The sequence below is a fragment of the Arthrobacter sp. Cr_A7 genome (assembly GCF_029222765.1).
Taxonomy (GTDB): Bacteria; Actinomycetota; Actinomycetes; order Actinomycetales; family Micrococcaceae; genus Arthrobacter.
Map to the genome: position 1 here is coordinate 1 of NZ_JARHXQ010000020.1, position 11,956 is coordinate 11,956.

An 11,956-nucleotide genomic window follows, 5' to 3' on the forward strand; every position below is an offset into this window, starting at 1 on the left:
AATCCACTCAACCCCAGAAGGCCCCCACCCCCGTCGTAGTACACGGACACACAGCGCAACGTTGCAGCCGCCACACGTAACCTGTTTAGATGCCTCGTTTTGCGCTTGATATTGAGTCCGTGCCCCGCCCTGCCCGTTCGCAGGAACTGCTGGACGCCGTGAACCACCGGGTGGTTATTGCTGACGGCGCGATGGGCACCATGCTGCAGGGCCGGGATTTGTCGCTCGAAACAGACTTCCAAGGCCTCGAAGGCTGCAACGAGATCCTCAACGACACCCGCCCGGATGTCCTCGCCGACATTCACGACGCGTACTTCGCCACAGGCATCGACGCCGTCGAAACCAACACCTTCGGCGCCAACTGGTCCAACCTCTCCGACTACGGCATCGACGACCGCATCGAAGAGCTCGCCCGCAAGGGCGCACAGATCGCCCGTGAACGCGCCGAGGCGGCAGAAAAAACAGACGGCCGCATGCGCTGGGTCCTCGGCTCCATGGGCCCGGGCACAAAGCTCCCCAGCCTCGGTCACACCACCTACGACTACCTCAAGCAGACCTTCGCCCTGCAGGCAGAGGGCCTCATTGACGGGGGAGCGGACGCCTTCCTCATCGAAACCAGCCAGGACCTCCTGCAGACCAAAGCTGCGGTCAACGGCTGCAAGCAGGCCATCGTCTCCCGCGGCATCCGGCTCCCCATCTTCGTCGAGGTCACCGTCGAAACCACCGGAACCATGCTCATGGGCTCCGAAATCGGCGCCGCGCTCACCGCCCTCGAGCCGCTCGGCGTCGACGCCATCGGCCTGAACTGCGCCACCGGCCCGGACGAGATGAGCGAGCACCTCCGCCACCTCTCCAAGCAGTCCTCCGTGGCCATCGCCTGCATGCCCAACGCCGGCTTGCCCGTCCTCGGCCCCAACGGCGCGCACTACCCGCTCTCACCCACCGAGCTCGCCACCGCCCACGAGCAGTTCGTGCGCGAATTTGGTCTGGGCCTGGTGGGCGGCTGCTGCGGTACGACGCCGGAGCACATGGCCGCCGTCGTCGAACGTCTTGCGCCCTTCCGCACCGCAGCCCCCGTCAGCACGGAGACGAAAGCCACCAACGGCGGCGCCGCCCGCACCCCCACCGAGCGCGAAGCAGGCATCGCCTCTCTCTACCACCACGTGCCGTTCGACCAGGATTCCGCCTACCTCGCCATCGGTGAGCGCACCAACGCCAACGGTTCCAAGGCGTTCCGCCAGGCGATGCTCGAAGAACGCTGGGACGACTGCGTGGACATCGCCCGCGAGCAGGTCCGCGTCGGCGCGCACCTGCTGGACGTCTGCATCGACTACGTGGGGCGCGACGGCGTCGCTGACATTAAGGAGGTCGTCTCGCGTTTCGCGTCGGCCTCCACCCTCCCGCTCGTCATCGACTCCACCGAACCGCCCGTGCTGCAGGCCGGGCTGGAACTCATCGGCGGCCGCCCGGTGGTCAACTCCGTCAACTACGAGGATGGCGACGGCCCGAACAGCCGCTTCGCGCGCATCATGCCGCTCGTGAAGGAACACGGCACCGCCGTGATCGCCCTGACCATCGACGAACAGGGCCAGGCCCGCACAACCGAAGGCAAGGTGGCCATCGCCTCCCGCCTCGTCGACGCCCTGGTGGGCGAATGGGGGATGCGCGTCGAGGACATCATCGTCGACGCCCTGACCTTCCCCATCGCCACCGGCCAGGAGGAAACCCGCCGGGACGGCATCGAAACCATCGAGGCCATCCGCCAGATCACCGCGAAGTACCCCGGCATCAACACCACGCTCGGCGTCTCCAACGTGTCCTTCGGCCTGAACCCCGCAGCGCGCGTCGTCCTGAACTCGGTGTTCCTGCACGAGGCCGCGCAGGCCGGCCTGACCAGCGGCATCATTGACGCCGCCAAGATCGTGCCGCTCGCCTCCCTGCCGGAAGAGCAGCGCAAGGTGGCCCTGGACCTCGTCTGGGACCGCCGCGAATACGACGCCGACGGCAACACCACCTACGATCCTCTCGCCATCATGCTGGACATGTTCGCCGGCGTCGACACCGCAGCGCTCAAGGACCAGCGCGCCGCGGAACTCGCGGCGCTGCCCACGGGCCAGCGCCTGGAGCGGCGCATCATCGACGGCGAAGGCAAGGGCCTCGAGGAGGACCTGGACCTGGCGCGCAGCGAGGGCCTGACCCCGCTCGGCATCATCAACGACCACCTGCTCGAAGGCATGAAGGTGGTGGGCGAGCGCTTCGGCGCCGGCGAGATGCAGCTGCCGTTCGTGCTGCAGTCCGCCGAGGTGATGAAGAACGCCGTCGCGCTGCTCGAGCCGCACATGGAGAAGTCGGATTCCTCGGGCAAGGGCACCATGGTGATCGCCACCGTGCGCGGCGACGTGCATGACATCGGCAAGAACCTGGTGGACATCATCCTCACCAACAACGGCTACAACGTCATCAATATCGGCATCAAGCAGGGCATCGCCGAGATCCTGGCCGCGGCGGAGGAGCACAACGCCGACGTGATCGGCATGTCCGGGCTGCTCGTGAAGTCCACCGTGGTGATGAAAGAAAACCTCGCCGAGCTGCAGTCCCGCGGCCTGGCGAAGAAGTGGCCCATCATCCTGGGCGGCGCGGCCCTGACCCGCGCCTACGTGGAGCAGGACCTGGCCGAGCAGTTTGACGGCGTGGTCCGGTACGCCAAGGACGCCTTCGAGGGCCTCGCCCTCATGGAACCGCTGGTGCGCGTCGCCCGCGGCGAGTCGCCGGACGACGTCGGCCTGCCGCCGCTGAAGAAGCGCATCCACAAGGGCGGTGCGAAGTTCACGGTGACCGAGCCCGAGGCAATGCCCGGCCGGTCCGACGTCGCCTCCGACAACCCCGTCCCTGCGCCGCCGTTCTGGGGCACGCGCATTGTGCGCGGCGTGGCACTTCACGACTACGCGGCCTTGCTCGACGAGCGCGCCACGTTCATGGGGCAGTGGGGGCTCAAGCCCGGCCGCGGCGAGGACGGTGCCTCCTACGAGGAACTGGTGGAACGCGAGGGCCGGCCGCGCCTGCGCTACTGGCTGGACCGCATCCTCGCCGAGGGAATGCTGGACGCGTCCGTCGCCTACGGCTACTTCCCGGTGGTCTCCGAGGGGGAACAGGTGGTGGTGCTGCACCACGGCGAGGATCACGACGGCGTCCTGGGCACCGCAGGCCTGCTCGCCCCCGACGGCGGTTCAGGCGGTCCGATCGGCACCGACCGGCTGCGGTTCGACTTCCCGCGCCAGCGCCGCGACCGGCACCTGTGCCTGGCCGACTTCGTGAAGTCTCGCGAGTCCGGGCAGATCGACGTGCTGCCCGTGCAGCTGGTCACCGCAGGCTCGAAGATCGAGGAGTTCACGTCCAAGATGTTCGCAGCCAACCAGTACCGCGACTACTACGAGCTCAACGGCCTGGTCATGCAGCTCACCGAGGCGCTGGCGGAGTTCTGGCATGCGCGGATCCGCAAGGAGCTGGGCTTCGCGGCCGAGGAGCCGAAGGACACGGCAGGGTATTTCAAGCTCGACTACCGCGGTGCACGGTTCTCGCTCGGCTACCCCGCGTGCCCGGACATGGAGGACCGCCGCAAGGTGACGGAGCTGCTGAAGCCCGAGCGGATGGGCGTTGTTTTGAGCGATGAGCTGATGCTGCACCCCGAACAGTCCACCGACGCGTTCGTGTTCCACCACCCGGAGGCGAAGTACTTCAAGGTGTGAGCTGGTCATCTCTGCGCCCGAGTGCGGGTTAGTCCTTGTTTTTGCCGCCCCCGTGATCTTTCGGCTTGCCGGCCTTGGACTTTTCGTTGTCGAGGCCTCCACCTGTGGTGGTTTGTTCTTCGTTCGTGGTTTGGTCCTGTTGCTCCCCCGGAGGGGTATCACCTGCCTGTGCGCCGGCGGGGATTTCCACGGTAATGACGGGCGCGGGTAGGGGATGGGAAACAGGAACGGGGTCTGCAGTTGTGACCGGCACAGGGCCGGGGGCTGCGGGGACTGCGTCAGCGGTCGGTCCGGCAGAAGCGGTGATGAGTGTTTGCAGATCGTTGCGGACCAGGCGGATGGCCTCGGTGATGCTCCGGTATTTTTCGAGCGTCACCCCGCTCCTGACTGCTTCATCACTTACAGCCTTTTGCAGCCGGTCCAATTGGGTGAGGGCAGTTTGAAGATCACCTTTGATCACCGCCTGGCGCACCTGGTTGAGTGTGGACTGGAAAGCAGGGGAGGGCTTGAGGGCGGTTTCGAGCTGGTCAAGGTGAAAATCGACTGGGTTGTTTTGCACCGGTACTGCCGGCCCGGCAGGTGAAGCTGACTGGACCGTGCCCTCACCGCCAAGGGTTGCAGCTGTGCCTCCGGCGAGGAGGACCGCCGCGATGGACGCGGCTAGAGCAGCCCGGGCGCGCTTTCCGGGTTTTCGCAACTGCCGGGCAGCAACGGTTGGCGGATGCGGCGGCAACGGCGGGGGCACGGGAGTCGTTGTACTCCTGACGTTCCGCTCCGTAGGTTCGATGTCAGCAGCTGTCACGGAGGCGGCGTGCGTGTCGACCTGCAGGGCCAGTCGCTGCAGTGTGTTCGCTGCTTCTGCCGCGGTTGGCCGGTCGGCGGGTTGCCGGGCAGTCATCGCAGTTAGCAGGGCCTTCCAGCCTGCGCCAACACTGTCGGGGATGACGGGGCTCCTCTGGAGCCGCGCCACGCCCGATTCGATTTGGTTGCCAGGGAACTCAACCTGGCGTGTGAAGCATTCCAGCAGTACCAGACCCAGGGAATAGACGTCGCTTGCACCGTTCAAAGCCTCGCCGAGAGCCTGCTCTGGGCTTAGGTACGCGGCAGTGCCGACCATGCGGCCTGGCCCCGTAAGGTGGTCCTCCTCCATCATCCGGGCGATTCCGAAATCGGCGAGCTTGGCCCGCCAGTGCGTATAGGGCTGGCCGGGCCGGGGGTTGTAGAGAAGCACGTTCCCCGGTTTGAGGTCCCGATGGATCACGCCGCGGCTGTGGACGTAGTCCAGGGCAGCTGCCAGATCCGAGCCCACCTTGGCGATCTCGGCGGGGTCCATGGGCCCGTCCCGCAGATGACGGCGGAGGTCAGGGCCGGGCACGTACTCCATCACCACGAAGCTCCGCTCCGTGTCCGGATCGGTGCCGGCGTCGAACAAAGTCACCAGGGACGGATGGATCAGGGAGGCAAGGATCCGAATCTCAGCGTCCTGGCGGGCCAGCAACTCGGGCTCGCCGCCCTCCTTGGAGAAGACCTTAAGCGCCACTTCCCGGCCCAGGGCTTCATCCAGCGCCCGGTACACGCCTGCGGCGGCGCCGCGGCCGACCAGCTCCTGAAGCCGATATCGCCGGCAGAAAAGTTGGCCGGTTACCGCCGACCTCTGTACTTCCGTCATGCGAGCTCCCGTAGGCGTTTCTGGCCGTTCTTATCCGGCCGGGTATTTGCTTTCGCTGCTCCGCTCGGTGCGGAGACAACAAAAGGCGCACCCCGTTCGCTGAGTGCGCCCCTCGTTGCAGGCTGGTCAATCCTTCTTGAAAGCGTCCTTGACCTTCTCGCCGGCCTGCTTCAAATCACCTTTGGCCTGGTCGGCCTGGCCCTCGGTCCGCAGGCTCTCATCACCCGTGGCCGCGCCTGCCGCTTCCTTGCCCTTGCCGCCGGCTTTCTCGGCAGCGTTTTCGATCTTGTCGCCCAATCCCATGGTGTTTCCTCCTCTGGTTGGCAGCCGTTCGCATTCGGCTACAAACATAATAAGCATGCTGAGGATCCTGTTTTCAAGTGCCTGTCCGGTTCTTGACCATTCGGGAACGTAAGCGGTGCGACGTGCCGGGCTGCCGTGGAGCCCTGCACTAGAGCAATTATTCGCATCAGATACGCACGGCTTTCCGGCCACGGAGCCGTCGCGTTCATCGGGTTTCGGGTGTTCCTCAGACCTTGAGCTGAAGCCGGTCCCTGGCCTGGGTGGAGGAAGCCTTCGCGGCTTGGCTGCCCATGCTGGAGACCGGCTTAACCCGCCTGAATGCGGCCAGAATTGCCCGGCCCACCACAACGATTCCGATGATCGTGGTGACCGCACGCAGGGTGTCCCAGCCCGCCGTCGACGTCACCAATGAGTAGAGCAGGAAGCTGCTGAGGTTGGTAGCCAGCGGCGCCCCCGGTTCATAGGAGATGCCGGTGCCGGCACCCACCGCGAAGGGCCAGAACCACAGGTTGGTCAGCAGGCCGAACAGGTAGGACGCCACGGCGCCGTAGCCGCACAGCATCCACAGCTCCGCTTTGCCCCGCACCCGTCGCGGGAGCAGGCCTGCACCGGCGCCCACCCACGCGCACGCGAAGATTTGGAACGGCGTCCACGGCCCAACGCCGCCCCACAAAACGCTGGAGACGGCGATCGTGGCGGCCCCGAGCAGCAGACCGAAGCGGGCACCAAACGCCCGGCCGGCCAGGATCAACAGGATAAAGACCGCCTCCACGCCCCCGACGCCGGTGCTCGCCACCCGCACCGCGGAACCTACTGCGGCCAGGACGCCGAGCAGCGCCACGGTGTGTGCCGAGCGGACGGAACCGTCCAGGGACACGACGACGGCGACCGCGGCTAACGGCGCGATGGCCAGCGCCGCGTAGGGGAGGGCTGCGGCGGCGTCCTGGGGGAGGGCCGCGGCGAGCAGCGGCCAGCAGAAGGCGCCGAGGGCCAGAATGTTTGCGGCCGCGAGGACTGCGAGTTCGACGCCGCGCGGCAACCGGATGCGGTGATGTTTATGCAGGGCCTGGGAATCTGCTTGTTTGTCGACTCTTGGCTTGGGTCCGGCACCTGTTAGCTGGAGATCCGGAGGGGACGGCTCAGGTGCGGTGGCGGCCAACGAAGAGGGTACGACGCCGTCACGCATCGGAAGGACCCGGGCGCCGAGGCCCTGGGCGAAGTCGAGGTCGTGCGTGGCGATCAGGACGGCCGTGCCAGCGTCCGCTGCTGCCCGCAGCGCCGCCGAAACTGCTGTGCGCGCGGCCGGATCGAGTCCGCGGGTGGGCTCATCGATCAGCAGGACCTGGGGGGCGTCCATGGTCTGCAGCGCGATGGCAAGGATCCTGCGCTCTCCGGCGGAAAGGTCCCGGGGATGTTCGTGGCCAATGGGAATGCTGACGTCGCCCCGCAGACGGGCAAGGCGTGCAGCTGCAGAACCCGGCTCAGATTGTCCACCGTTCTTTCGGCGCGTCAGGCGCCGCTCGGCCGCGCGGAGCTCTCCTGCGACCGTATCCCTGGTAAAGAGGTCGTCCGAGGCGTCCGGCACCAGGGCGACGCGGCCGCCGTCGACCGTTCCGCCGTCGTACGTTTGCAGACCGCCTGTACCGTCGCCCGCCGTGCCCTCGCCGAGGGCGAGCGCCACCAGGAGGGACGACTTCCCGGCCCCGTTTGGCCCCACCAGGGCCACCACTTCACCGTGGTGCAGGGTCAGGGATGCGTCGCGCACGAGCGGCTGGCCCTTGCGGTACACCGCAAGGTTTGTCGCCATCAGTACAGGCGCGAGGTCCGTTGGCTGTGCCGGCTCCGGCCGTGCCTCGGAAGGATACGAAGGCGCGGGCGCTGCAGCCGGAACCAGGGCGCCGTCCCTGATGGTCCACCAGAAATCAGCCACCGGTAGGAGTGCTTCCGCGCGGTGTTCGGCCACGATGACGCAGACCCCGGCGTCGCGGGCGAGGGCGTGAAGCACGGCAATGACGCGTCCGCGGGCGGCGGTGTCGAGGTCGGCCAGGGGCTCATCCACGAGCAGCAGGGCCGGATGATCCACCACGGCAGCGGCGATGGCGACGAGTGTTGCCTCACCGGCTGAGAGGGTGCTGAGATTCCGGTCCAGCAGATCCGTCACCCCGATACGCCCGGCGACCTCCAGCACGCGGGCCTTGGCGGGAGCGGATGGCACGCCGCGCAGCTCAAGGGCGAGGGAGATCTCGTCCCGGACGCGGGTGCTGGCGAACGCAGCGCGGGGATTCTGCAGAACAACGCCGATGTGGCGGGCAGTATCGCGCGGCGGCGTGGCGGCACGGTCCGTTCCGCCGACGCTGACGGTGCCGGAAATTTCCCCGCCGTCAACGTGGGAGAGGAGGCCGGCGATGCCCCGCAGGATGGTGGATTTTCCCGAGCCCGTTGGCCCGGTAATGACTGCAATCGATCCGGTTGACGGCTTGAATTCCGCCACAGCCACCTGGGCGTTGCCAATGCGGAACTGTGCGTCCCGGATGAGGACCGGCGCTTCGGTACTTCTACTGGGTCGGTGCGCCGCCCGGCTCCCGAAGCCCCGCAGCTCCAGGGCGGCGGCAACCCGGCCGGCGTGCTCAAGGGTGCGCTCGAGCACGGGCACCAGGGCGCGGGGCCCGAACTTTTCGCCCCGCAAGCGGAAGGCCAGGCGTACGGAGGCAACGGCGTCGGCCAGTGCCGGAAGCGCCGCCCACGCCACCACAAGCGTCCGCGCCAAACCCTGCACGGGGCCACGCCGGGCCAGGTGCACGAAGCCGCGCGCCACATCCACGAAAGCGTTGAGCAGGCCGAACCCGAGGATGACTCCGGCGATAGGCAGGGCGGACAGGACCGCCTCCCACAGCCCGGATCCCGTGACGGGGCCGAGGAGGACTACATGGGCGTACGGGGCAGGCAGCCGGATTGCGGGCAGGTCCAGAAGGAGCGGCCCGCCAAGTGCCGTCCCGTGGAAAAGGATGCGGTAGATGACCCGCGCCGCGACGAAGATGGCGGCCAGGGCCGCCGCGGCGCGTAACGGCGCGGGTCGGAAGGTCATGCCTTGGGGGCGGCCGGTTCGCCGTCGACCGTGTAGAGCAGTTCCAGGCTCTCGCCGGGGCTCACTTTCAGGGTGGCGTGGCCTTCCTGGGCATAGGCCCAGTCACCGGAGGCGGGCTTCACCCAGAGGGACCAGTAGGCGAAGGCGGCGGGCATCCCCTTGCATTCTTCACGGTACGTGCCGGCCTTGTGGGTAATGTCGAAGTCCGCGGCGGGGACACCGTTCACGCGGCAGACCAGTTCGGTGGGGTACTGCTCGGTGCCCTCGGTTTTCACGTCAGCCTTGTCGAGAATCTCGGAAGCGACGGTGGGCTCGTCCACATCCACGCAAACGGAGGTGTCGGCGGCATCCTGCTTGAGGGCGCCCGAATCCACGATGACCTTCACGCCTTCGCAGGGTCCGGCGTCGGCGCTGGCTGAGGCCGCTGCGGTGGAAGCCGGTGCAGAGGTGGTTGGCTGGGTGGCGGCCGGCGAGGAGCAGGCGGCGAGGGAAAACAGGAGACCGGCGGCGGCGAGCGAGCTCGCGGCGGCGGTGCGCATCTTAGTCAAAGTCACCTGTCAAGGGTAGGCCGTTGCCCGTCCGGAGCGGGATGCCGTCGCGTTGTGTGACGTCAGGTCTTCGCCGAACGCACCTGACAGGCCGGGTATTTCACGGTTACTGTCAAGAGATGCACCCGGCGACGCAAAAGCTGGCCCCGGCTGATGAGGCGAACCTGGTGCTCGACCACGCGGGCCAGGTCAACGTGTTCCTGGCCGCCTGTCTCCTCGGGCCGGGCGGTTTCCTGGCTCCTGACGGCACCCCGGACATTGCAGAGCTGCGGGCGGTCCTCCGCGAGCGGATTGCGGAGTTGCCGGCGTTGCGCAAAAGAACTGTCCAGGTGGGCGGCCGATATCACTGGATTGAATCGGAGCCCGACGTCGAGCGCCATATCCGCCTCGGAGACCCCGTCCATGGTCTTGGGGAGTTTCAGGACAAATGCGCGGAGCTGATGAGCCAGCCGCTCGCAAGGGACCGTCCGTTGTGGGAGATCCTGCTGCTACCGGGTGCTACAGACAGGGAACTCGGCGTCGTGCTGCGGATCCATCACGCGGTGGCCGACGGGATGACCGCGGCAGTGATCGTGCAGCAGCTCTTCGATCCCGCCGAACCGGGGGAGGAGGCGGGGAATGAGCCGCATAGCCGAGGGCCGGCGGAGGCCCCGCAGCACCGCCCGCGCAGGGATCCACGCCGAACCCTGCGCCGGGTTAGGGCCGGCCTGCGCCGCATCGGAAAAACCGTGTGGGGCCATGGCGTGGGCGGCACGGTGCTGCTCGGTGAGCGCAGCGGGTACCGCGGCGTCGCTTTCCTGCAGGCAGAAATCGCAGCCCTCGAGACGGCGGGGCGTCCGCGGGGTGCCACGGTAAACGATGCATTGCTCGCCGCAACGGCGTCCGGCTTCCGGGCGGTCTTGATGGCTGCCGGCGAGGCGGTTCCCGATGTGCTGCCGGTGTCGGAGCCGGTGGCGCTGCGCCGCATCGGGACTGCCGGGAACCAGGTGGGAGTCATGCTTGTGCAGCTGCCACTCGGCGAGCCCGACCCCGACGAGCGGCTGCGGCTCATAGCCGAGCAGACCCGTAAGGAGAAGCCGCAGGCAAGGGACCAGGGCACCCTGGAGTTTATGCGCGGCCCAGTTGGCGCGCGCATCATGGACCACCTCGCCCGGCGGCAGCATCTGGTTGCCGGATTCGTCACCAACGTGCCGGGACCGGAAGGAATGTTCCGTCTCGCTGGGGCTCCGGTCGTCGCGCTTTGGCCGGTTGCGGTTCTCGCCGGCAACGTGCGGCTCGGCGTCGCGGCGGTCTCCTACGCCGGCAACCTGTGCTGCGGCATCCACTTCGACGCGTCGGCCGTGAGGGGCGACGTGTTCGCGCAGGCCATGAGGGAGGAGATGGCACGTCTGGGAAAGTGAATTTAGTGGTGCGACCTGCCCTAAAAAGCCTGGCAGCACTATGCCCGTTTGAGCGGATAGTTCTCTAGAGATGGAGCTCCATAAAAACGCTGTTGGGATCCAGGGTGTAACCGGCAAACGGCGGGCACTCGGTGAAGCCGTGCCGGGCATACAGCCGCCGCGCGGGGGCGAAGTAGTCCTCGGTTCCCGTCTCGAGGTAGACGCGCTGAAGCTTTCGGGCGCGGGCGTCGTCGAGGATGTGCCGGAGCATCAAGGTAGCTACGCCCCGGCCACGTGCGCTGGTTGTGGTGCGCATGGACTTGATCTCGCCGTGCATGGCCGGCCCGGACGGGGAATCCAGGAGCTTGAGCGCGCCACACCCCAGCAGATCCCCGTTCTCGCGGGCCGTCCAGAACGTGATGGACGGTACGGACAGGGCGGAGTGGTCCAGGGCGTGGACGCTTTCGGCCGGTGAGGTGGCGTACATGTCCGCCAGGTGTTCGCTGAGGAGTTGGTGGACGTCGGCGCGTGCGGGGTCGTCCCGGTCAATGGAAATCATCGGCTCAAATCTACCGGCTGGCGCCGTCAATTCGTCCCTTTCGACCTGCAATTTTAGGGTCTGGACCCCGGTAGCGGCCGGATTTATGGTGAAAGTGTGGCGGCTGCCTGACTGGCAGGATTGCCAGTGCTGCCGGTCCGCTGTTGCGGCCGTCCGTCATGAGGAGCAAGCAGATGGAACACGTTGAAGAGACCGTTGAAGTCGATGTCCCGGTGCGGACCGCGTACAACCAGTGGACCCAGTTCGAATCCTTTCCGCAGTTCATGTCCGGCGTGGAATCCGTAACCCAGCTGACCGACACCACTAACCACTGGGTAACCAAAGTGGGTGGCGTGCAGCGGGAATTCGATACTGAGATCGTTGACCAGGAGCCTGACGACCGGATCGCCTGGCGCAGCACCGACGGCAAATCCCATGCCGGCATCATCAGGTTCACGCCGGTGGATGCCAGCCACACGAAGGTCAGGGTCCATTTCGAATGGGCGCCGGAAACCGTCACTGAAAAGGCGGGCGCGGCACTGAAGATCGACGAGATGCAGGTGAAGGCGGACATGCGTAAGTTCAAGGCCTTCATCGAATCGCGCGGTACCGAAACCGGCGGCTGGCGCGGCGAAATCAAGGACAGCGGCCCCACCGGGCAGTTCTAGGAGTGCCACGGGGACCAACT

The 11,956-nt window shown here is 66.9% G+C and carries 8 protein-coding genes; 3 read left to right on the forward strand and 5 right to left on the reverse strand.

Annotated features, from left to right (window positions below; all coding sequences use genetic code 11):
- Positions 1 to 89 precede the first annotated feature (89 nt).
- Complete coding sequence (metH, locus tag P2Q66_RS01065; RefSeq protein WP_275724896.1) at positions 90 to 3,746, forward strand: methionine synthase; 3,657 nt, start codon at positions 90 to 92, stop codon at positions 3,744 to 3,746.
- A 28-nt stretch (positions 3,747 to 3,774) separates the two neighbouring features.
- Here metH and P2Q66_RS01070 read toward each other — a convergent pair whose 3' ends face one another.
- From P2Q66_RS01070 to P2Q66_RS01085, 4 genes are all read right to left on the reverse strand, one after another.
- Positions 3,775 to 5,415, reverse strand: a complete 1,641-nt coding sequence (locus P2Q66_RS01070; RefSeq protein ID WP_275724898.1) for a serine/threonine-protein kinase — start codon at positions 5,413 to 5,415, stop codon at positions 3,775 to 3,777.
- Positions 5,416 to 5,541: 126 nt separating this feature from the next.
- On the reverse strand, positions 5,542 to 5,718 hold the full coding sequence (locus P2Q66_RS01075; protein ID WP_137320645.1) for a CsbD family protein: 177 nt from the start codon (positions 5,716 to 5,718) through the stop codon (positions 5,542 to 5,544).
- A gap of 226 nt (positions 5,719 to 5,944) precedes the next feature.
- Complete coding sequence (locus P2Q66_RS01080; RefSeq protein WP_275724902.1) at positions 5,945 to 8,803, reverse strand: ATP-binding cassette domain-containing protein; 2,859 nt, start codon at positions 8,801 to 8,803, stop codon at positions 5,945 to 5,947.
- Positions 8,800 to 9,357 carry a hypothetical protein gene (locus tag P2Q66_RS01085; protein ID WP_254865426.1) on the reverse strand — a complete coding sequence of 186 codons (558 nt, stop codon included), beginning with the start codon at positions 9,355 to 9,357 and terminating at the stop codon, positions 8,800 to 8,802. Before P2Q66_RS01085 ends, P2Q66_RS01080 begins: the two co-directional genes overlap by 4 nt.
- Before the next feature lie 113 nt (positions 9,358 to 9,470).
- Between P2Q66_RS01085 and P2Q66_RS01090 the strand changes: the two genes are divergently transcribed.
- Positions 9,471 to 10,751: a wax ester/triacylglycerol synthase domain-containing protein gene (locus tag P2Q66_RS01090; RefSeq protein WP_275724903.1), complete on the forward strand. Its 1,281-nt coding sequence runs from the start codon at positions 9,471 to 9,473 to the stop codon at positions 10,749 to 10,751.
- A gap of 64 nt (positions 10,752 to 10,815) precedes the next feature.
- Here P2Q66_RS01090 and P2Q66_RS01095 read toward each other — a convergent pair whose 3' ends face one another.
- The gene (locus P2Q66_RS01095) at positions 10,816 to 11,289 is read right to left on the reverse strand and encodes a GNAT family N-acetyltransferase (RefSeq protein ID WP_275724905.1); all 474 of its coding nucleotides are present in this window, start codon (positions 11,287 to 11,289) and stop codon (positions 10,816 to 10,818) included.
- A 173-nt stretch (positions 11,290 to 11,462) separates the two neighbouring features.
- Here P2Q66_RS01095 and P2Q66_RS01100 point away from each other — a divergent pair, with 173 nt between their 5' ends.
- The gene (locus tag P2Q66_RS01100) at positions 11,463 to 11,936 is read left to right on the forward strand and encodes an SRPBCC family protein (RefSeq protein ID WP_275724907.1); all 474 of its coding nucleotides are present in this window, start codon (positions 11,463 to 11,465) and stop codon (positions 11,934 to 11,936) included.
- Positions 11,937 to 11,956: the final 20 nt, after the last annotated feature.